Origin of the sequence: Aureimonas sp. SK2 (genome assembly GCF_029813115.1) — a bacterium.
GTDB lineage: Bacteria > Pseudomonadota > Alphaproteobacteria > Rhizobiales > Rhizobiaceae > Aureimonas.
Genome location: NZ_JAPZDS010000005.1, coordinates 160,996 through 182,110, shown reverse-complemented (window position 1 = coordinate 182,110; position 21,115 = coordinate 160,996). Strand labels below are relative to the sequence as shown.

The window sequence follows — 21,115 nt, the reverse complement described above, 5'->3', positions numbered from 1 at the left end:
CTTCGTTCTGCGTCAGGCGGCCCGGCGGACGTTGCGGGCGCCGGCGTCCCGGCCGCGACCCTCGCCGACCTGGAAGTGGGCGACGAGCCGGCTCAGCTCTCCCGCCTCGCTGCGCAGCGCCTGGCTCGCGGCGGCGGCCTCCTCGAGCATGGCGGCGTTCTGCTGGGTGGTCTGGTCGATATGCGAGACGGCGGTGTTGATCTCGCGGATGCCGGTCGACTGCTCCGACGCGCCCCGGGCGATCGCGGAGACCTTGGCGTCGATCTCGAGCACCTTGGCCGCGATGCCCTGCAGCGAGGTGCCGGCGCGCTCCACGAAGGTCACGCCGACCTCCACCTCGTGCGAGGCGCCGGCGATGAGGTCCTTGATCTCCTTGGCCGCTTCCGCCGAACGCTGGGCAAGCCCTCGCACTTCCTGCGCGACGACCGCGAAGCCCCGGCCGGCTTCCCCAGCGCGCGCGGCCTCGACGCCCGCGTTCAGCGCCAGAAGGTTGGTCTGGAACGTGATCTCGTCGATCACGCCGATGATCTTGGCGATCCGGGCGGACGAGTGCTCGATGGCGCGCATGGCTTCGATCGCCTGGTGCACCACCTCGTCGGAGGCCTTCGCCGCGTCGCAGGCGCTGCGCACCGTGGCGGTCGCCGACGACGCGTGCGCGGCGCTCTCGTTGACGCGCGAGGTGATGTCGGCGAGCGCGGCGGAGGTTTCTTCCAGGCTCGCCGCCTGCCCCTCGATCCGGCGCGCCATTTCCTGGGCCGCCGCCGTGATCTCGCTGGTGCCGCCGTCGATGCTGGTGACGGCGCCGGTCACGCTGCGGATCGTGGCCTGGAGCTGGGAGACGGCGGTGTCGAAGTCCTCGGCGAGCCCGGCATAGGCGCCGCCGATCTGCCCGGAAAGGCGGGCCGTCAGGTCGCCCTGCGCAAGCCGCGCGAGGCCGGCGCCGACCCGCGCCACGACCTCGGCCTGCTCCGCCGCGTTGCGCGCGCGCTCCGCCTCGCCCTCGCGCCGTACGGCTTCGGCCCGCACGCGCTCCTCGGCGGCCACCGCCTCGGCCTGCCGGCCGGAGGCGAGCTCGTGGCGGAAGCCTTCCAGGGCGGTGGCGAGCGCGCCCGCCTCGTCGCGGCCGTCGCGGCCCTCGACGGGCTGGGTGTAGTCGCCCGCGCTCAGCGTCTGGACGCTGGTCAGGAGCCGGCGCATCGGGCGGCCGACGACGCGGTGGGAGGCGAGCGCCAGCGTGCCGAGCGCGATGGCGACCAGCAGAACGCCGCCGCCGATGAGGATCGTGAGCTGCTCGTTCACGGGACCCGCCACGACCTCGGCGGGCACGTCGACGAGGGTCGCCCAGGTCGTGTCGAAGCCCGGCACGACGAAGGGAAGGATCACGCGCGTCGCCCCGTCGGGCAGCAGGCCGAGGACGCGCGGCGCCATGGCCGCGACGGCCTTCGGGATCTCGTCGGCGCCGATCTCCTCGTAGGGCCTGGTCCGCATGGCGGCGTCGGGCGACACGAGCCACTTGCCGTCGCCGCTGACCAGAAGCGCCCGCCCGGTGCCGAAGGGCTTCAGGGCGGAAACGGTGGAGGTCAGCTCCTCGAGGCCGATGTCGATGCCCGACACGCCGATCAACCGGCCCCCGGACCGGACGGGATAGCCGGCGGAGGACATGAGGACGCCTTCCGACGACAGATAGGGCGGGGTCAGCTGACCCTTGCCGGCGTCGGCCGGGAGCTTGTACCAGTCCTTGGCGTAGTCGATGGCGAAGGTGCTGAACGTCGCCGTGCCGTCGGAGGCCCGCGTCCAATAGGGGGCAAAGCGGCCGTCCTTGTTGGTGCCCAGCGCGGTGGTGTCGGTGACCCCGTCCAGGCCGCCCGGCGCTTCGGCGATCCACGAGCCGAAGAGATTGGGATAGGTGCCGATCGCCGGCTTCAGCATGGCGATGTAGGTGGCGCGGTCGCGAAGACCCGCCTCGTGGGCGGCGCTGATCGCGCCGGCCATGGCGTTGCCGACCGCCGTCGCCTGGCCCAGCCCCGTGCCGATCGTGTTGGCAACGACCCGCGCTTCGGCGTCGGCCCGCTCCAGCGCCATCGCCTCGATCCGGGCTGCGGAATTCGTGGAAATCAGCGTGATGGCACCGGCCAGGACCAAGGTGACGGCACCGCCGGCGGCCAGGATCAGCTTCGCGGACAGGGAGCTGGAGATCGATTTCATGGCATCCTCGCAGGTTCGGGCGGGGGCATTGCCATCATCGTCTACAGAATGACTGATAAGATTTGGTTTTAAGTCTATCGGACAGCCGGACGCAAAAGGGCCCCGGCGGAGCGATCCGCCGGGGCCCTTTTCTTTTGCGCCGACCGATCAGGCCGACTTCTTGCGCTCGTCGTCCTGGACTTCCTCGAAGTCAGCGTCGACCACGTCGTCGCGGCCGCCCTGCGCCGTGGAGGCACCAGGCTCGGCACCGGCCTCGTCGGCCTGGCTCGCCTCGTACATGGCCTGGCCGAGCTTCATCGAGACCTCGGCCAGCCGATCCGACTTGGCCTTGATGGCGTCGGCATCGGCGTCCGTCTTCTCGAGTTCGAGGCGCAGATCTGCGATGGCGTCCTCGATCGACTTGCGGTCGGCCTCGGAGACCTTGTCGCCGTAGTCCTTGAGCGACTTCTCGGCCGAATGGACCAGGCTCTCGCCGTGGTTCTTGGCCTCGACGCCGGCGCGGCGCTTCTTGTCGGCGTCGGCGTTGGCCTCGGCTTCCTTGACCATCTTCTCGATGTCGGCGTCCGACAGGCCGCCCGAAGCCTGGATCGTGATCCGCTGCTCCTTGTTGGTGCCCTTGTCCTTGGCCGACACGTTCACGATGCCGTTGGCGTCGATGTCGAAGGTCACCTCGATCTGCGGCACGCCGCGCGGTGCCGGCGGGATGCCCTCGAGGTTGAACCGGCCGAGCGACTTGTTGTCGGCCGCCATCTCGCGCTCGCCCTGATAGACCTGGATGGTCACGGCGTTCTGGCCGTCCTCGGCGGTCGAGAAGACCTGGCTCTTCTTGGTCGGGATCGTCGTGTTGCGGTCGATCAGGCGCGTGAACACGCCGCCCAGCGTCTCGATGCCGAGCGAGAGCGGGGTCACGTCGAGAAGCAGGACGTCCTTCACATCACCCTGGAGAACGCCGGCCTGGATCGCAGCGCCCATGGCGACGACCTCGTCCGGGTTGACGCCCTTGTGCGGCTCCTTGCCGAAGAACGCCTTCACGACTTCCTGGACCTTGGGCATGCGCGTCATGCCGCCGACCAGCACCACCTCGTCGATGTCGGACTGCGACAGGCCGGCATCCTTGAGGGCGGCCTTCATCGGGCCGACCGTGCGCTGCACGAGATCGTCCACCAGCGCCTCGAACTTGGAGCGGGTGAGCTTCAGGGTCAGGTGCTTCGGACCGCTGGCGTCCGCCGTGATGAAGGGCAGGTTGATCTCGGTCTGCGAGGCGGAGGACAGCTCGATCTTGGCCTTCTCGGCCGCCTCCTTCAGGCGCTGAAGGGCGAGCTTGTCGTTCTTCAGGTCGATGCCCTGGTCCTTCTTGAACTCGGCCGCCAGGTAGTCGACGAGGCGCATGTCGAAGTCCTCGCCGCCGAGGAACGTGTCGCCGTTGGTCGACTTCACCTCGAAGACGCCGTCGCCGATCTCCAGCACCGACACGTCGAACGTGCCGCCGCCGAGATCATAGACCGCGATGGTCTTGCCGTCGTTCTTCTCCAGGCCGTAGGCGAGGGCTGCCGCCGTCGGCTCGTTGATGATGCGCAGGACGTCGAGGCCCGCGATCTTGCCGGCGTCCTTGGTCGCCTGGCGCTGGGCGTCGTTGAAGTAGGCGGGAACGGTGATGACCGCCTTCTCGACCTTCTCGCCGAGATAGGCCTCCGCCGTCTCCTTCATCTTCTGAAGGATCATGGCCGAGACCTGGCTCGGCGAATACTTGTCGCCGTGCGCCTCGACCCAGGCGTCGCCGTTGGAGGCGTTGACGATCTTGTAGGGCACGAGGCCCTTGTCCTTGGCCACGGTCGGATCGTCGTAGCGGCGGCCGATCAGGCGCTTGACCGCAAACAGCGTGTTCTCGGGGTTCGTCACCGCCTGGCGCTTGGCCGGCTGGCCGACGAGGCGCTCGCCGTCGTTCGTGAAGGCGACGATGGAGGGCGTCGTGCGCGCGCCTTCCGCGTTCTCGATCACCTTCGCGCTCTTGCCGTCCATCACGGCGACGCAGGAATTGGTGGTTCCGAGATCGATGCCGATCACCTTCGCCATGTCGTGTCTCTCCTTATTGAGCGTGAGGACCGGACCCTCGATCGAGGCGTTCCGTCGGACCTCACCTTTGATGGGATTCCGGTTCGCCGAAGGGCCTTGGAAACGGCCGCCCCGGCGGGCTGAGGGCTATATATGAACGGGGTTTGGAGCGTGCAAGACGGTTCGGCGACCCCTTGCACGACCGCGTGATCTCCCTGTCCGGGGGCAAACGCGTAGACGGCCAAGCCGAAAAAAACCGTCGGAGGGCGAAACAATAAGCCGAAGTGGAAGGTTGGCAGTCCTGAGCGGCCGGCGAGCGACGCGCCTCGTCCGATCGCAGTTTCGTCCGTGTGAAAGGAGGCCGCCCGTGAACAGCATCATCTATCTCATCGGGTTAATCGTCGTCGTTCTCGCCATCCTGTCGTTCCTCGGCCTCAGGTAGGGAGATCCCCATGTCCGACACAACCCGTTCCGACGCGGCGGCGAAGGCCGACGCCGATCGGCAAGCCATCGGCGACGCCGCGCGCCGCGAGGGCGAAGCGATGCGCGACACGGCCGCCCGTGCCGGCGAGACCCTTCGCCAGGAGGGCGCCAGCCTCGGGGCGAACGTGCGCGAGCGCGCCGTCGCCCAGGCCGAGGAAGGCAAGAAGGCCGCCGCCTCCAGCCTGTCCGACTTCACCGCCGCGATCCGCAAGGCGTCCGAGGAACTCGGCGAGCGCGACCAGTCGATGGCCGCCGGACTCGCCCGCCAGGCCGCGTCCGGTCTCGAACAGGCCGCCGAGGCCATCGAGGGACGCAGCGTCCAGGATCTCACCCGCTCCGTCGCCGACTTCGCACGGCGTCAGCCGGGCGCCTTCCTGATCGGGGCGGCGCTCGCCGGCGTCGCGCTCGGCCGCTTCGCGCGGGCCTCCGGCGACCATGCCGGCCCGCTGGGTCATAACCAGGCTCGCCGGGACCGCCGCGACGACGACTGGCGCCGCGACACCCCGCGATCCGCCGCGACCACCCGCCACCAGGGCGGCGCCGCGTCGTCCTCCCCGTTCGACGCGTCGGGCGAGCGCCACGGCAACGGCTCGTCCTTCGGTTCGGCGGGGTCGGGCACCGTCAACCCGGCCTCCTCGTCCTCCCAGGCCGATGCGACGGGGCAGTTCGGCGCCTCGGGCACCACCGGCTCCTCCCTGAACCGCCCGGGCACCTCGGGTTCCTCCGACACGGCCGGCCTGTCGGGCTCGGCATCCTCGACCACGGGAGGCCGCCCATGAGCGTCGATCCGCAACCGGGCCGCACGGTTCCCGACCTTCTCGGCGACCTCCTGCGCGAGGCGACCGAACTCTTCCGCACCGAAGGCAAGCTGATCCGCGCGGAGATTTCCGACAAGATCACGCAGCTCCAGGTCGGCGGCGGCTCGATCGCGGCGGGCGGCATCTGCCTCCTCGTCGCGCTGATCGTGCTGGCCCAGGCACTGGTGATCGCGCTGGCCCACGTGGTGGGCGCGGGCTGGTCGGCGCTGATCGTCGGCGTGGTGATCGCCATCATCGGCGTCATGCTTCTCGCCAAGGGCAAGAAGGACCTCGAGGTGGTCAACCTGGCGCCGGACCGCACGTTGGACCAGCTCCAGAAGGACAGCCGCATGGTGAAGGAGCAGGTTCGATGAGCACCGAAACCGACCGTCTCGCCCGCGAGGCCGAGGAGCGCCGCTCCAACCTCGACGCCACCCTGGAGAGCCTCAAGGGCAAGCTCTCGCCCGGTCAGATCGTCGACGAGGCGATGGGCTACCTGAAGGAAGGGCAGGGCGCCGACATGGCGCGCAACCTCAGCCGTCAGGTGCGCGACAATCCGCTGGCGCTGGGCCTCGTCGGCGCGGGCATCGCCTGGCTGATGCTCGGCCAGGGCGCCCGCGACACCGGCCGCTCGCTGCGCGACCGCTATGATTCCTGGGACGACCGCGATCCGGCCTACTGGCCGGCCGACGACCGCGACAACCGCTTCGAAGGGGCCAACTCCTTCGGATCGGACCGCATGCGGGGCGTGACCTCGGGCCCCTATCCCGGTTCGTCGTCCTCTTCGGGCATCGGCTCGTCCGTGTCGGGGGCGGCGTCCTCCGTGCGATCCTCGGTTTCGGGCGCAGCTTCCAGCGTCGGATCGGCGACCTCCAGCGCCGCCGGGACGGTTTCGGACGCCGCGCGCCGGGCGGGCGACGCCGTGTCCGATGCGGCCTCCTCGGCATCGGACCGTGCTTCGCACCTGTCGCACGACCTGCGCGACGCGGCCGCCCAAGCCGGCGACCGGGCGAGCTACTACGGCCGGCGCGCCCGGCGCACCTTCCTCGATACGCTGCAGGACGAGCCGCTGGTTCTCGGCGCGGTGGCGCTGGCGGTTGGCGCGGCCATCGGCGCGGCGCTTCCCTCGACCCGGACGGAGGACGAGTGGCTGGGCGAGACGCGCGACCGGTTGCGCGACCAGGCGCTCGATTCCGGGCGCGACGCGCTCGACAAGGCCGGTACGGTGGCCGCCAAGGCGTTCGAGGCCGGCAGCCAGGAAGCAGAAGCCAAGGGGCTGAAGCCGAGCGGCGAGGGCGAGACCGTCGCCGAGAAGGTGTCGTCGGTGGCCCAGGCGGCCTACGGCACGGCCAAGGACGAAGCCAAGAAGGAAGGGCTCGCCTGAGCCGAGGCTTCCTGAACGAAGACAGGCCGCCGGCGATGCTTCGCCGGCGGCCTTTTCATTGAGGGGTCAGCCGCCGAAGAGGCCGCGGAACAGCGAGCGGTCGCTGGCCCGTCCGCCCGGAGCCGGTCCCTCCAGCACGGCATCGGGCGGCAGCTGGTCAGGGCTCACCGCGATCGCAGGACCTTCGAGGACGGCGTCCGGCGGCAGCTCGCCCCGGCTCACGCGGCGCGGCGGGCCGATGTCGGCGGGCGGGCGCATGCGGGCCGGTTCGCCATAGCCGTATTCGGGGGGCGGACCGCCATAGAAATCGTCGCCGTATAGATCGTCGTCGCTCGGCGGCGGGCGGCGGGCATAGGCCGGCTCCTCCGGCGGTTCGCGATAGCCCGGCGTCCGGCGATTCCGCGGCTCGTCCCGGGGGGCGCCGCGCAGCGGCTCCGCGGCATAGCCGTCCTGGCCCGGCACGAGCCCGCCCGGTTCCGCCATCGGCGGCAGGCCGCCCTCGGTCGGCGCCGTGCCCGGCTCCTCGTAGCCCGGCCCCGGCAGCTCGTTGCTCTCGTAGACCGGGTTGCCGTCCGCGTCGTAGCCGATGATGCGGTCGCCATAGCCTGAAGCCATCGGCTGGTTGCCGGGATCGCCGATCCGATAGTTGCCGGGCAGCGGCATGGCCGGCAGGCCCTCGTGGGCGGCCGTCATGAAGCGTTTCCAGGCGTCGGCGGGAAGCGAGCCGCCCGTCACCTGCCGCATCGGTTTGCCGTTGTCGTTGCCGAGCCAGACGCCCGTCGTCAGGTTGGCCGTGTAGCCGACGAACCAGGCGTCCTTGAAGTCCTGGGTGGTGCCGCTCTTGCCGGCCACCTGCCAGCCCTCCAGCGCCGCGCGACGGCCGGTGCCGGAGGTGACGACGCGGGTCATCATCGCGTTCATCATGCCGACGATGTCCGAGGTCACGATGATCGGCGGCACCGCGTCGTCGCGCTGGTAGAGAACCTTGCCGGAGACCGTTGTCACCTTGTTCACGAGATGGGGCGTCGCCTGATAGCCGCCGTTGGCGAAGGTCGCATAGGCGCCGGTCAGCTCCAGGAGCGAAACCTCCGAGGTGCCGAGCGCGAGCGAGGCGTTGTCGACCATGGGCGACTGGATGCCCATGCGCTTGGCCGTCTCGATCACGGCGGCCGGGCCGACCTGGGCGGTGAGCTGGGCGGCGATCGTGTTGAGCGAGCGCATCAGCGCGTCGGCCACGGTGACGGGGCCGCGGAAGCGGTTGTCGTAGTTCGAGGGCGACCAGTTGCCGATCTTGATCGGACCGTCGTTCATCACCGTTTCCGGGCGCACGCCGTATTCCAGCGCCGTCTGGTAGACGAAGGGCTTGAACGCCGAGCCCGGCTGGCGCTTGGCGTCCACCGCGCGGTTGAACTGCGAGGCGGCGTAGTCGCGCCCGCCGACGATGGCGCGGATGGCGCCCGTGCCGTCGATGGAGACGAGCGCGCCTTGCGTGACGTTCTGCGTCGCCCGGTCGATCGTGCCGGCGATCGCCTCCTGCGCCTGCTTCTCGAGGTTGAGGTCGATCGTGGTGTCGACCACGACGTCCTCCTTGATCTCGCCGCCGACGAGAAGGGGAAGGTCGCGCATCACCATGTCGGCCGCGTAGTGCTCGGGGCCGGTCCAGAAGCTCCGGGCCTTGGTGGGCTTGGCGGCCAGCGCGTCGTCGAACTCGGCCCGCGTGATCTTGCCTTCGTCCAGCATCGCCTGGAGCACGACCTGGGCGCGGGCGCGCGCGGCCTCGGGGTCGCGCACCGGCGACAGGCGCGAGGGCGCTTTGAGGAGGCCGGCCAGCGTCGCCGATTCGATGAGGTTCAGCTCGTCCGCGTTCTTGTCGTAGTAGCGCCGGGCGGCGGCCTGGATGCCGGTCGCCCCAGAGCCGAAATAGACGCGGTTGAGATACATCTCCAGGATCTGGTCCTTGGAGAACTTCGTCTCCAGCCAGAGCGCCAGGATGGCCTCCTGGATCTTGCGCTGGAGCGTCTGGTCGGGCGTCAGGAAGATGTTCTTGGCGAGCTGCTGGGTCAGCGTCGAGCCGCCCTGCACCGTGTCGCCGGCCGCCACGTTTTCGGAGAAGGCGCGCAGGATGCCGACGGGATCGACGCCCCAGTGCGAGTAGAAGCGCCGGTCCTCGATCGCCATGACCGCCTGCGGCACGTAGGGGCTGATCCGGTCGAGCGCCACGGCCTCGCCGCCCGTGGTGCCCCGGTCGGCCAGGAGATCGCCCGAGACGGAGACGATCTTGACGTTGGGCGGACGGTCGGGGATCGCCCAGGCCTCCTGCGGCAGCTTGACCGCGAAATAGCCGAGCACCGCCAGACCCGCGATGCCACCCCAGAAGACCAGAAGGAAGGACAGACGGAAGAGATGACCGATGAAGGACCGCCGCCGCCGGGGACGTCCGCCGCCGAAGAAGCCGCGACCGCCTTCATCGCCGCCTGATCCGCCCGAGCCGCCGCCGCGCCGCGCGCCGCGCCCGCCCGAGCCGAGATCGCGGGTGCGCCGGGTGGCTTCGCCCTCGATCTGGCGTCCGCGCGAAGGACGGCCCGCCGTGGCCACGGCGCGGTCGTCCGGCGAGATGCGGATCTCGTCCGCGCCGCTGCCCGACCCGCCGAAGCTCGGCTCGATTCGCTCGCCCTTGCGCCAAGCGGCCATCGCGACTGTCCCCTCGTCTTTCGAACGCCGGCCGCATCGCGAGGGGCGCTCGGCCCCGAACGATGCCGGTTGCATGCGACCCCTAGGACGAAGCGCCTGAACGCGCGCTGAACTCTCGCCCGCGCACGTTCCCGCCGCCGGCCGGTCCCATGGGTGGCCGTGCAGAGTAAATGCGGCGATTTAACGGGGCGTTAACGAAGGCTGACGGGGCGTTAAGCGGGCTTACGCCTGCCCGAAGCGCGCGCTTCGAACCGAAAAACCCCGCTCGCCGCGCGAACGGGGTTCCCGATGCGGCTCGACGCGCGCCGGCTCAGAAGAGGTCGAGCGTGAACCGTTTGGACAGGCCGATGCCGGCGAAGAACTGGTCTTCCGAGCCGACCTTGACGATGGGCGAGTCGGCGGCGTCGCCGACCATGCGCTCGTAGGCGGCGTTGGCGTTGAGGAACCAGTCCGGACGGAATTCGAAGCGCGCGGAAGCCGCCACGCCCACCGACTTGAAGCCGCCGTCCGCCTCGAAGGCGGCGAGGCGCCCGCGCGAGCCGATCGATTCGATCGGCCGGACGGAGAAATAGGTGTCCATGTAGTTGGAATCGGCGAAGGTGGTGCGCGGTCCGAACTTCAGCTCCCAGGCCTGCGTCGGGCGCGAGATGAAATCGATGCCGGCGCCGCCGACGAAGCCCTCGCCCTCGTTGAAGGCGTATCGCGCCTCGCCGTACACTTCGACGTTGAGCGTGTCGTAGACCGGGAACTCGTAGCCCGCGCGCAGGCCGAGCTGGTAGCTCCGCTCCAGCGGCAGCGTGCCGTCGAGTTCTGGATATTCGTCCGCGTTGCGCTTGTCGATGAAGCGGAAGGACGGCGAGATGCGCAGGCCGCCCTGCTTTTCCTCGGGCGAGCCGATGTCGAAAAGGCCCGGCAGGCTGAGATACTGCAGGGAGACGATCGGAAAACCCGAGATCGTGTAGTCGTCCGAGCCCTCGTAGGCGGGCTGGGTGGAGACGCCGGCGCCGAGCTCGATGATGAGGTCGGCGTTGTTCATGATCGCCACCTCGCTCGTGTCGACCGTGCCGTAGTCGGCCGCGAGGGCCGGCGTGGCGAAGAGGGCGGTGGCGGCCAGAAGGCCGGCGAGGCGACGATGCGACATGATGGGAAACTCCGATGGCGATACGCCGCCCGAGCGATCATCTTTCGCACAAAGGGGACGGTTTCAACCGGAACGCTCGTCTTGGTGCGACTTCACGGCAACGACGTTGCCTGCGGGACACATCTCACGAAGCCGTGAGGTCGGGTTTCAATCGATTGCAGATCGAGCGAGGCGATTGCGACCGGAAACGGAGGAGTCCATCCTCCCGCCGCTTGCCCACCAGGGCCGGTTCCAGGGAGGATGCATGAAGACCCTTTCCGCCATTGCAGGAGCCTTCGCGCTCCTGGCCGCCACCGCCGCCGGTGCGCTGGCGCAGACCTATCCCGACAAGCCGGTGACGCTGGTCGTGCCGTTCGCGGCAGGCGGCTCGACCGACCTTGTGGCCCGCACCATCGCGCAGAAGATGAGCGAGAAGCTGGGCCAGCAGGTGCTGGTGGACAACAAGGGCGGCGCGGGCGGAAATCTCGGCGCGACCTTCGTGGCGCAGGCGCGGCCCGACGGCTACACGATCCTGATGGGCACGATCGCCACCCATGCCCTCTCGGCCTCGCTCTATGCCAAGCCCCCCTTCGACCCGATCGCGGACTTCACGCCGATCGTCTGGCTGGTGACCGTGCCGAACGTCCTGACAGTCAATAAGGACTACCCGGCCACGACGGTGCAGGAGCTGATCGCGCGGCTGAAGGAGAAGCCGGGCGAGGAGGTCTATTCGTCCAGCGGGAACGGCACGCCGCTGCATCTCTCGGGCGAGCTCTTCAAATCGATGACCGGCACGGACATGGTGCACGTGCCCTACCAGGGTTCGGGGCCGGCTCTGGTGGACGCCGTGTCGGGCGCGGTGCCGATCAACTTCGACAACCTGCCGTCCTCCACCGAGTTCATCCGCTCCGGCGCGCTGCGTGCGCTGGCGGTGACCACCAAGGAACGCGCCGCCAACTTCCCCGACATTCCGACCATGGAAGAGGCGGGCGTGCCGGGCTACGAGACCAACACCTGGAACGCCTTCTTCGGACCGAAGGGCCTGTCGCCGGAGATCGTCGCCGTTCTGAACAAGGCGGCCAACGAGGCGATCCAGGATCCGACGGTCAAGGCGCGCCTTGCCGAGGTCGGGGCGACCACGGTCGGCGGCACGCCGGAGGAACTGGCCACCCACGTGACCTCGGAGATCACCCGGTGGAAGCCGGTGATCGAGGCGGCCGGCGCCCGGATCGAGTAGGCTCCAACGAGCCATCACCATCTGTGCGAAGGGCGAAACGATTCGCCCTTCTCCGTCCGCGAGCATCCCATGACCCCGACCCTCCACGGCATCCGCAACTGCGACACGGTCAAGAAGGCGCGGGGCTGGCTCGACGGGCGGGGGATCGCCTATCGCTTCCGCGACTTCAAGACGGAGGCGCCGGGCGAGGAGGAACTGCGCCGATGGTGCGCGGCGGCCGGTTGGGAAGCCGTCCTGAACCGCGCCGGCACCACCTTCCGCAAGCTCCCCGAGACGGAGCGCGTCGATCTAACCGAAGACAAGGCGATCGCCCTGATGCTCGCCCATCCGAGCGCGATCAAGCGGCCCGTGACGGAGAGGGGCGAGGCGATCCTCGTCGGCTTCAAGCCGGAGGTCTTCGAACAGGCCTTCGGCTGACGGGTCGAAGGCCGCGGGAGGCGGAACTGCCCTGGCTGTTCAGTCCGATGCGGAAGTCCTAGGCTTCGATCCCCGCCCGGACCCAAGGAGGCCGCCTGCATGCGCCCGTTCCCGCCTTTCGCCGCGCTGGCCCTGCTGGCCGCCGGTGGTGCGCCGGCATACGCCAACGATTCCACCGCCTCCTTCGCGACCGGGGGGCTGGTTCTGACCCGGACGGATGCCATCGCCATGCGGTCGGAGGACCTGTCGGTCTCCACGCGGGAGATCCGGGTCGCCTATGTCTTCCGCAACACGAGCGACAGGGCCGTGACAACCACCGTCGCCTTTCCCGTGCCGAACGTGACGGCGTTGCCCTATATCGACATCTCGATCCCGAACGACGATCCGGCCGATCCGCTCGGGTTCGAGACGCGGGTGAACGGCAAGCCCGTGGACATGGCGCTCGACCAGAAGGCGAGCCTCGACGGGCGCGACGTCACCGCCATGCTCGCGGACCTCGGCGCTCCCCTCGCGCCGCAGGACGAGAAGGCCGCGAATGCGCTGAACGCTCTGCCGCGGATGAAGCAGGACCAGCTCCTCGCGGCCGGGATCGTCGATGCGGAAGAGCCGGACGCCGCCGACAGCACGCAGCGCGGCCTTCATGCGCTCTGGAGCTGGAGCGGCACCTATCACTGGGAGCAGACCTTCGAACCCGGCCGCGACCTCAAGGTCGAGCATCGCTACACGCCCTCCGTCGGCAGCAGCGTCGCGACGGTGCTGGACATGGAGACGGACTATCCGGACGAGGTGAAGGCGATGCGCGAAACCTACTGCGTCGACGACGCCTTCATGCGCGCGATGAAGACGCGCAGCGCCGAGTGGCGTAAGACCTATCCCGACCAGGGCTACGCCTTTTCCGAAGAGACCTTCGAATACGTGCTGACCACCGGCGCCAACTGGGCCGAACCGATCGGCTCGTTCAAGCTGACCGTGGACAAGGGCGCGCCGGACAATCTCGTCTCCTTCTGCGCCGAAGGCGTCAGGAAGACCTCGCCGACGACCTTCGAGGTCCGGCACCAGAACTTCGTCCCGAAGCGCGATCTCGCGGTCCTCGTCCTTCTGCCCGTGGAGCCGATGCAGCCGTGAGCCCCCGCGCCGTCGGACCGGCGGCTTCTCCCGAGGGAGCCCCGGGCGTTGCGGGCAGCGTCGGGGCTTGGCCTGCCACGCGACAAAATGCGGCCCGATCCGACCCCGTCCGGGCTTTGTCGCCCGTCGCCGACCGGGTAGGCTCGCCGCCATGAATCGACGGCAGATCTTCCAGTTGCTGGGCCTCGGCGCCCTTGCCACCACCACAGCCGTTGGCACGAGGACGGCCATGGCCGGAAACCGCTACTACGACGGCCCCCCGAGTGATCATTTCGACGGGACGCGCTTCTTCAACCCCGGCGGCGTGGAGCCGAGGCCGTTCTCGGACGTCCTGCGTTGGCGCTTCGGGGGCGGCGGCAGCCGGGCCGTCTGGCCGCGTCGGGTTCGGAGCCCGTTTCCCCAGGTCGTGCCGGAGGAAAGGGTTCCCGATCTCAGGATCACCATGGTCGGCCACGCGACCATGCTGGTGCAGGCCGGCGGGCTCAACATCCTGACCGACCCGGTCTGGTCGGAGCGCGTCTCGCCCGTGTCCTTCGCCGGACCCCGGCGCGTGGTCGAGCCGGGCATCGGCTTCGAGCGCCTGCCGCCGATCGACCTCGTGCTCCTCAGCCACAATCACTACGACCATCTCGACGTCGAGACGCTGGCGCGCCTCAAGGCCGCGCACGATCCGCTGGTGGTGACGCCGCTCGGCAACGACCGCATCGTGGCCGATGCCGTGCCCGGCATGCGCCTTCGCGTCGGCGACTGGGGCGACCGGATCGAGGTGCCGGGCGCCACCATCCATGTCGAGCCGGCCCACCATTGGTCGGCGCGGGGCCTGCGCGACCGGCGCATGGCGCTGTGGGCGGCCTTCGCGGTCGAAACGCCCGTCGGGCGGATCTATCATGTCGGCGACACCGGCTTCCACGAGGGCATCAACTACCGTGCGGCGGCCGCCAAGCACGGCGGTTTCCGTCTCGCCATCCTGCCGATCGGCGCCTACGAGCCGCGCTGGTTCATGGCGGCTCAGCACCAGGGACCGGAGGAGGCCGTCGAGGGCATGGTGCTCGCCAAGGCCCAGTACGCGACCGGGCATCACTGGTCGACGTTCCAGCTCACCGACGAGCCGATCGACGAGCCGGGCCGCCTGCTGGCCGAGGCCCTCAAGGCGCGGGGCATGGATCGGGAGCGCTTCCGCCCGATGCTGCCCGGCGAGGTCTGGGACGTGCCGGGCGCTTCGCGCTAGCGATCCCTGCCGTGTTTGTCGTCGCCCTTGCCGCTCCCCGGCAAGCGGCGCTCGGTGAGACGCACCAGGGTGAGGATCACGACGCCGAACGCGATCCCGACGGCGACGAGACGGAACTGGCCGGCACCGGCCGCGATGCCGAGCGCGGCCGCCAGCCAGATGTTGGCGGCGGAGGTCAGGTTGTGGACATTGCCGCCCGAGACGAAGATCGCCCCGGCGGCCACGAAGCCCACCGCCTGGGCGAGGCCCTGAATCACCCGGAGCGGGTCCATTCCGCTGTCGCCCCGCGCGGCGAATTCGGCCTGTAGCATCAGCGCCGACACGGTGATCAGCGCCGAACTCAGCGCGACCAGCGCATGGGTGCGGATGCCCGCCGAAATGCCGCGCAGCTCGCGGTCGATGCCGAGGGCGAGACCCGCCCCTGACGCCAGACCGAGCCGGAGCACGATCTCCCAGGTCGTCATGACGCCTCCCGCGATCATCCGTCCTTCGCGGCCGAAACGGATGGCCGGCGGCGGCCGTTCCCGCCCGCCGCCGGACAGGGCGGCCCTAGCCGATCAGGTCGGCGAGCCCGATCGGAAAGCGGCGGATGCGCCGGCCGGTCGCGTGGTGGACGGCGTTGGCGATGGCGCCGCCTGTGCCGGTGATGCCGATCTCGCCAACGCCCTTGATGCCGAGCGCGTTGACGTGGGGGTCGTCCTCGTGGACGAGGATCGCCTCCATCGGCGGCACGTCGGCGTTCACCGGGATGCGGTATTCGGCGAGATCCGCGTTCATGATGCGCCCCGAGCGCTTGTCCACCACCGCATGCTCGTGCAGCGCGAAGGACAGGCCCCAGATCATGCCGCCGAAGAGCTGGCTCTCCACCATGCGCGGGTTGATGATCCGGCCGGCGGCAAAGGCGCCGACGAGGCGCGTGACGCGGACCTGGCCGAGGTCGGGATCGACGGTCACCTCCGCGAAGACCGCGCCGTGGGCGTGCATGGCATAGGCGTCCTGCGCTGCCGGATCCTGCGCGGCCTCTCCGTCCGCCGAGATCGTGTCCAGCCCGGCGCGGCGCAGGATCGCGGCGAAGTCCTCGCCGCGGCTCTCGTCGTCGCGCCGCTCGAGCCGCCCGTCGCGGACCAGCGTGCCGACATTGCCCGCGCCGAAGAGCGGCGAGGCCTCGTCGGCCGTGGCGAGCTCGGCGAGCTTGGCGATCACGGCCTCGCCCGCCGAATGGAGCGCCATGCCGGCCGTCGCCGTGTGGCCCGAGCCGCCCGCGATCCCGGCGTCCGGCAGGTCGGACGTTCCGGCGCGGAACTCCACCCGGTCGATCGGCAGGCCGACCGCGTCGGCCGCGATCTGCGCCAGCGCCGTCCAGGCGCCCTGGCCCATGTCGTGGGCGCCGGTCTCGAGCAGCCCCGAGCCGTCGGCCCGGATCGTCGCGCGTGCCTTGGCCTGGAACATCAGCGCCGGAAAGGTCGCCGTGCCCATGCCCCAGCCGACGAGGCGCCCGGCCGCGTCGCGCATGGAGCGGGGTGCGAGCGGGCGTCCGCCCCAGCCGAATCGCGCCGCCCCTTGCTCGTAGCAGGCGCGAAGGGCTTTGGAGGAGAAGGGCTTTCCCGAGATCGGCTCGCGCTCGGCGTAGTTCTTCAGGCGGAAGGCGAGCGGGTCCATTCCGGCCGCCTCCGCCGCCTCGTCGATGGCGCTTTCCAGCGCGATCGAGCCCGAGGCCTCGCCCGGCGCGCGCATGAAGAGCGGCGTGCCGGTGTCGAGCCGCACGGCCTCGTAGGTCGTGCGGATGGCGGGGCTGGCATAGAGCGTGTGGGCGACGTCGGCGGCGGGCTCGAAGAAGTCGTCGAAGGTGCTCGACGCCGTCCGCGTGTGGTTCTCGAGCGCCGCGAGCGTGCCGTCGCCGTCCAGCCCGACGCGGATGCGCTGGCGCGTCGGACCGCGATGGCCGACGGGGCCGTACATCTGCTGGCGCGTGAGGACGAGCTTGACCGGACGCCCGGTCATGCGCGCGGCCAGGATGCCGAGGATCTGCGGCCCGGCGGGGAAGCCCTTGCCGCCGAAACCGCCGCCGAGATACGGGCTGCGGATATGGATGTCGGCGGGCCGGATGCCGAAGAGGCCGGCAATGCGCCCCTGCGCGATGGCAAGGCCCTGGCTCGGCATGTCGAGGTCGAGCCGGTCGCCGTCCCAGCGCGCCACCACCGCGTGGGGCTCCATCGGGTTGTGGTACTGGGCTGGCGTCTCGTAGGTGGCGTCCACCACCGTCTCCGCCTCGTTCAACGCCGCGTCGACGTCGCCCTTGGCCGCTTCCGGCGGATTGCCGACGCCCACGCTCGGCGGCACGAACGTGTCCGGCTCGTCCAGCGTTGTGCGGGCCGGCTCGGCCTCGTAGCGGGGCTTAAGCAGCGCCGCGCCCTCCGTCGCCGCTTCCAGCGTCTCGGCGATCACCACCGCGACCGACTGGCCGGCATAGCGCACCCGGTCGTTCTGGAGGAGGTCGAGCTTGAACATGAAGGGGTTGGTCTTAGCGTCCGGGTCCATCGCGAGGGCCGGGCGATTGGCCGCCGTCATCACCTCCACGACGCCGGGATGGGCGCGCGCGGCCGCCTCGTCCAGCGAGACGAGCCGCCCACGGGCGATCGAGGCGGTGGCCACCACCGCGTAGAGCATGCCCTGTGGATGGTTGTCGGCCGCAAAAGTGGCGGCGCCCGTCACCTTGAGGACGCCTTCGCGGCGCGTCAGCGGCTGGCCGATGTTGGAGCCGTGCCGCATGCGGGCGGGATCTTGGGTCAGGCCGATCTCAGACATGGAGGGCACCTTCCGGAACCGGGGCGAAGGGGGAGCCGGGCAGGGCGGGGACGCGGTCCGGCGTGCCGGCGGCGGCAAGCAGCAGCGCCCGGACGACGAGGCGCCGGGCGAGCTCGATCTTGTGTGCGTTGTCGCCGGACGGCCGGGCTTCGGCCAGAGCGGCGCCGGCCGCCCGCTCGAAGGCGGGGCGGCCGGGCTCGGAATCGGCAAGCGTGGCCTCGGCCTCCAGCGCCCGCCAGGGCTTCAGCGCGACGCCGCCGAGCGCGATCCGCGCTTGCGCGATGCGCCCCCCCTCCATCCGCAGCATGGCCGCGACGGAGACCACGGCAAAGGCGTAGGAGGTGCGCTCGCGCAGCTTGAGATAGCGGGCGTGGGCGGCAAAGCCCGCGGCGTCGGGCGGCAGGCGCAGCGCGGTGACGATCTCGCCCGGCCGGCACGCGGTCTCGATGTCGGGCGTCTCGCCCGGCAACTGGTGGAACTCGATGATCGGCACCTCGCGGCGCCCGTCCGGGCCTTCCAGCTCCACCACCGCGCCGAGCGCGGCCAGCGGCACGCAGAAGTCCGACGGATGGGTCGCGATGCACTGCTCGCTCCAGCCGAGGACGGCAAGGCCGCGGTTCTCGCCGCCCTTCGCGTCGCAGCCCGACCCCCGCTCGCGCTTGTCGCAGGCGCTTGCCGGGTCGAAGAAGTAGGCGCAGCGGGTGCGCTGGAGGATGTTGCCGCCGGCAGTGGCGGCGTTGCGGAGCTGGCCCGAGGCGCCCGACAGGAGCGCTTCGGCGACGGCCGGGAAGCGCGCGGCGAAGGTGCGGTCGTGCGCGAGGTCGGCGTTGCGCACGAGAGCGCCGATGCGCGTCGTCCCGTCGGCCAGATGCTCGACGGCGGACAGGCCCGGCAGGCGGGTGAGGTCGACGATGCGCTGCGGCCGGGCGATCCCGCCCTTCATCAGGTCGAGGAGGTTGGTGCCGCCGGCGAGCACCATCGAGCCGGGCTCGGCGGCCGCGACGGCGGCCTCGGAGACGGTCGCGGGGCGGATGTAGTCGAAGCGGTTCATGCGGCCTTCTCCCGCCCGGCACCCGCCAGGGTCTCCTGCGCCTCGATCACCGCCTCGGTGATGCCGGCATAGGCGGCGCAGCGGCAGAGATTGCCGCTCATGCCCTCGCGCACGCGCTCGGGGTCGATTCCGGCCTGGCCCTCGTTGATGAGGCCGACCGCGCTCATGATCTGGCCGGGCGTGCAGAAGCCGCACTGGAACCCGTCATGGGCGATGAAGGCCGCCTGGACGGGATGGAGCTCGCCGCCCTGGGCCAGCCCCTCGATCGTCACGATGTCGGCCCCGTCATGGGACAGGGCCAGCGACAGGCAGGCGACGGTGCGCCGGCCGTCGACCAGGATGGTGCAGGCCCCGCATTGGCCGCGGTCGCAGCCCTTCTTTGTGCCGGTCAGGTCCAGCCGCTCGCGCAGGAGGTCGAGCAGCGTCACGCGGGGGTCGTCGAGAACCACCTCTCGCGTCTGCCCGTTGATCGTCAAATGGATGGAGTGGTTCATGCCGTCACCCTTTCGGTGATATGTCGAACCGGAATGGCCGGCGTGTCCCCGCGGGCGCCGGCAATCGGGGTGCGAGGTCCACGGTACGCATGGCACCTCGCAGGCCGCATTATACGGAGGTGTCCTCCGTTTTCAAGACTGGAGGCATTCCAAGCTCGCAGATGGAAGGAGATCCCCCCAAGGCAACACGCAAGGCACGCGCCGATTCGACGCGCAACCGCGAGCGGCTCCTCGTTGCCGCCGCCGAGGTGTTTCGCGCCGGTGGAGGGCAGGCGAGCCTGGAGGCCGTGGCCCGGCAGGCGGGGGTCGGCATCGGCACGCTCTACCGGCATTTCCCGACGCGCGAGGCCCTGTTCGAGGCGGTCTATCGGCGCGAGGTGGAACAGCTCGCGGCCCTGGCCGAGACGCTGAGCGAGAGCCACCCGCCGCTCCCCGCCCTGCGCCTGTGGCTGCGCGCGGAGGTGCGGCTCGTCGCCACCAAGCGCGGCATGCTGACGGCGCTGGCGCTGGCCGTGGACAGCGGGTCGGACATCTACGCCTTCTCCTTCGCCCACCTCACCCGCGCCGTTGGCGGGCTGCTCCGGCGCTGCGTGGAGGCAGGCGAGATTCGGGAGGATGTCGGACCGGAGGATCTGCTCCAGACCCTGATCGGTCTGTGCCTTGCGGCTCGGGAGCCGGAATGGGAGGGCACGGTGATCCGTCTGGTGGACGTTTTCGTGGACGGGATGCGCGTCGGGGCGGGGCGCCCGTCGGGGGAGAGGGTTGATGCATAGAGACGACGACGGCGCGGTGCTGCGCCAGGTGTTCGAGGCCGGGCTGGCCCATGCCATGCCGGCGGGCCGTTTCGACGGGCGGCTGCCCGAGCCGCCGCGCGGGCGGACGATCGTGATCGGTGCCGGCAAGGCGGCGGCGTCCATGGCCGCCGCCTTCGAAGCCGCCTGGGAGGCCCCTTGCGAGGGGCTTGTCGTCACGCGCTATCACCACGCCGTTCCGACGCGGCGGATCGCGGTCGTGGAAGCCTCGCACCCCGTGCCGGACGCGGCGGGCGAGGACGCCGCGCGCCGGATCCTCTCGCTGGCGCAAGGGGCGGGAGTGGACGATCTCGTCGTGGTGCTGATGTCGGGCGGCGCCTCGTCGCTGCTCGCGCTGCCGGCGCCGGGCGTGACGCTCGCCGACAAGCAGGCGATCAACCGGGCGCTCCTGCGCAGCGGCGCGCCGATCGGCGAGATGAACACGGTGCGCAAGGCCCTTTCGGCGATCAAGGGCGGCCGGCTGGCCGCCGCCGCGGCGCCGGCCCGCCTCGTCACCTATGCGATTTCCGACGTTCCCGGCGACGATCCCGGCACGATCGGCTCGGGTCCGACGGTGCCGGAGAGCCGAGGCGGCGCCGAGAGGGCGCTCGCCATCCTGAAGCGCTACGGCATCGCGATCGAGCCGCGCATCGCCGAGGCGATCCAGGCCAATGCGGCGGACGGTTCGGGGATCGACCCCGGCGCCTTCCACATGCTGGCGACGCCGATGATGGCGCTGGAGGCGGCGGCGGAGACGGCCCGCCACCTCGGCCTCGAGGCGGTGATCTGGGGCGACGCCATCGAAGGCGAGGCGAGCGCCGTCGGCGCCGAGCATGCGGCCCGCGTTCTCGGCCTCCGGCCGGACCGGCCGACGCTGTTCCTTTCGGGCGGCGAGACCACGGTGACGGTCGGGGCGGGGGAGAAGGGCGGGCGCGGCGGGCGCAACAGCGAGTACCTTCTGGCGCTCGCCGTCGCTCTGGGCGGCCATCCCGGCATCGCGGGGCTCGCCTGCGACACGGACGGGATCGACGGATCGGAGACCAATGCCGGCGCCTGGTTCGGTCCCTCGCTTCTGGCGGACGCCAAAGCGGCCGGGATCGACCTCGCCGCGCATCTTGCCGCCCACGACGCCTACACGCCCTTCGAGCGGCTCGGCCGTCTGGTGGACACGGGGCCGACCTTCACCAACGTCAACGACTTCCGCGCCATCCTGGTGCGCGGCGCGGCCTGAGACG

At 70.5% G+C, this 21,115-nt stretch carries 17 protein-coding genes; 9 read left to right on the top strand and 8 right to left on the bottom strand.

The features are described 5' to 3' along the window. Nucleotides 1-12: 12 nt before the first annotated feature. Both O5O54_RS08560 and dnaK read right to left on the bottom strand, forming a co-directional pair. Nucleotides 13-2,205 carry a methyl-accepting chemotaxis protein gene (locus tag O5O54_RS08560; protein WP_279480678.1) on the bottom strand — a complete coding sequence of 731 codons (2,193 nt, stop codon included), beginning with the start codon at nt 2,203-2,205 and terminating at the stop codon, nt 13-15. A 147-nt stretch (nt 2,206-2,352) separates the two neighbouring features. Further along, complete coding sequence (gene dnaK, locus O5O54_RS08555; protein WP_279480797.1) at nt 2,353-4,320, bottom strand: molecular chaperone DnaK; 1,968 nt, start codon at nt 4,318-4,320, stop codon at nt 2,353-2,355. A gap of 389 nt (nt 4,321-4,709) precedes the next feature. Here dnaK and O5O54_RS08550 point away from each other — a divergent pair, with 389 nt between their 5' ends. Genes O5O54_RS08550 through O5O54_RS08540 form a run of 3 tightly spaced genes read left to right on the top strand, consistent with a single transcriptional unit; the run spans nt 4,710 to nt 6,921 of the window. Beyond that, on the top strand, nt 4,710-5,519 hold the full coding sequence (locus O5O54_RS08550) for a hypothetical protein (protein WP_279480676.1): 810 nt from the start codon (nt 4,710-4,712) through the stop codon (nt 5,517-5,519). Then, the gene (locus tag O5O54_RS08545; RefSeq protein WP_279480675.1) at nt 5,516-5,911 is read left to right on the top strand and encodes a phage holin family protein; all 396 of its coding nucleotides are present in this window, start codon (nt 5,516-5,518) and stop codon (nt 5,909-5,911) included. The genes O5O54_RS08550 and O5O54_RS08545 overlap by 4 nt, the downstream gene beginning before the upstream one ends. After that, complete coding sequence (locus O5O54_RS08540; protein ID WP_279480673.1) at nt 5,908-6,921, top strand: DUF3618 domain-containing protein; 1,014 nt, start codon at nt 5,908-5,910, stop codon at nt 6,919-6,921. The genes O5O54_RS08545 and O5O54_RS08540 overlap by 4 nt, the downstream gene beginning before the upstream one ends. A gap of 66 nt (nt 6,922-6,987) precedes the next feature. Here O5O54_RS08540 and O5O54_RS08535 read toward each other — a convergent pair whose 3' ends face one another. Both O5O54_RS08535 and O5O54_RS08530 read right to left on the bottom strand, forming a co-directional pair. Beyond that, nucleotides 6,988-9,612, bottom strand: a complete 2,625-nt coding sequence (locus O5O54_RS08535) for a PBP1A family penicillin-binding protein (RefSeq protein WP_279480671.1) — start codon at nt 9,610-9,612, stop codon at nt 6,988-6,990. A gap of 310 nt (nt 9,613-9,922) precedes the next feature. Continuing rightward, on the bottom strand, nt 9,923-10,753 hold the full coding sequence (locus tag O5O54_RS08530) for a MipA/OmpV family protein (protein ID WP_279480669.1): 831 nt from the start codon (nt 10,751-10,753) through the stop codon (nt 9,923-9,925). A gap of 244 nt (nt 10,754-10,997) precedes the next feature. Between O5O54_RS08530 and O5O54_RS08525 the strand changes: the two genes are divergently transcribed. The 4 genes from O5O54_RS08525 (at nt 10,998) to O5O54_RS08510 (ending at nt 14,739) form a co-directional block, all read left to right on the top strand. After that, nucleotides 10,998-11,969, top strand: coding sequence for a tripartite tricarboxylate transporter substrate binding protein (locus O5O54_RS08525; protein ID WP_279480668.1), 972 nt, complete (start codon nt 10,998-11,000; stop codon nt 11,967-11,969). Between the two features lie 69 nt (nt 11,970-12,038). Beyond that, nucleotides 12,039-12,386 carry an arsenate reductase gene (locus tag O5O54_RS08520; protein WP_279480666.1) on the top strand — a complete coding sequence of 116 codons (348 nt, stop codon included), beginning with the start codon at nt 12,039-12,041 and terminating at the stop codon, nt 12,384-12,386. A gap of 99 nt (nt 12,387-12,485) precedes the next feature. Beyond that, on the top strand, nt 12,486-13,511 hold the full coding sequence (locus O5O54_RS08515; protein WP_279480665.1) for a DUF4424 domain-containing protein: 1,026 nt from the start codon (nt 12,486-12,488) through the stop codon (nt 13,509-13,511). Between the two features lie 151 nt (nt 13,512-13,662). Further along, complete coding sequence (locus O5O54_RS08510) at nt 13,663-14,739, top strand: MBL fold metallo-hydrolase (protein ID WP_407061674.1); 1,077 nt, start codon at nt 13,663-13,665, stop codon at nt 14,737-14,739. On the opposite strand, the gene O5O54_RS08505 is transcribed toward O5O54_RS08510, so the two are convergent. The 4 genes from O5O54_RS08505 to O5O54_RS08490 form a co-directional block, all read right to left on the bottom strand. Then, on the bottom strand, nt 14,736-15,203 hold the full coding sequence (locus tag O5O54_RS08505) for an MgtC/SapB family protein (RefSeq protein ID WP_279480663.1): 468 nt from the start codon (nt 15,201-15,203) through the stop codon (nt 14,736-14,738). The genes O5O54_RS08510 and O5O54_RS08505 overlap by 4 nt on opposite strands. Nucleotides 15,204-15,288: 85 nt before the next feature. After that, nucleotides 15,289-17,544, bottom strand: coding sequence for a xanthine dehydrogenase family protein molybdopterin-binding subunit (locus O5O54_RS08500; protein ID WP_279480660.1), 2,256 nt, complete (start codon nt 17,542-17,544; stop codon nt 15,289-15,291). After that, entirely contained in the window at nt 17,537-18,595 is a 1,059-nt protein-coding gene (locus O5O54_RS08495; protein WP_279480658.1) for a xanthine dehydrogenase family protein subunit M, read from the bottom strand. Before O5O54_RS08495 ends, O5O54_RS08500 begins: the two co-directional genes overlap by 8 nt. Then, nucleotides 18,592-19,089 (bottom strand): (2Fe-2S)-binding protein, encoded by a 498-nt coding sequence (locus O5O54_RS08490; protein WP_279480657.1) that lies wholly within the window; start codon nt 19,087-19,089, stop codon nt 18,592-18,594. The genes O5O54_RS08495 and O5O54_RS08490 overlap by 4 nt, the downstream gene beginning before the upstream one ends. A 161-nt stretch (nt 19,090-19,250) precedes the next feature. On the opposite strand from O5O54_RS08490, the gene O5O54_RS08485 reads away from it, so the two are divergent. Next, a complete protein-coding gene (locus O5O54_RS08485; RefSeq protein ID WP_279480655.1) occupies nt 19,251-19,862 on the top strand; it encodes a TetR/AcrR family transcriptional regulator in 612 nt (203 codons plus the stop codon). Further along, on the top strand, nt 19,855-21,111 hold the full coding sequence (locus O5O54_RS08480; RefSeq protein WP_279480653.1) for a glycerate kinase: 1,257 nt from the start codon (nt 19,855-19,857) through the stop codon (nt 21,109-21,111). The genes O5O54_RS08485 and O5O54_RS08480 overlap by 8 nt, the downstream gene beginning before the upstream one ends. The last annotated feature ends 4 nt before the right edge of the window (nt 21,112-21,115 follow it).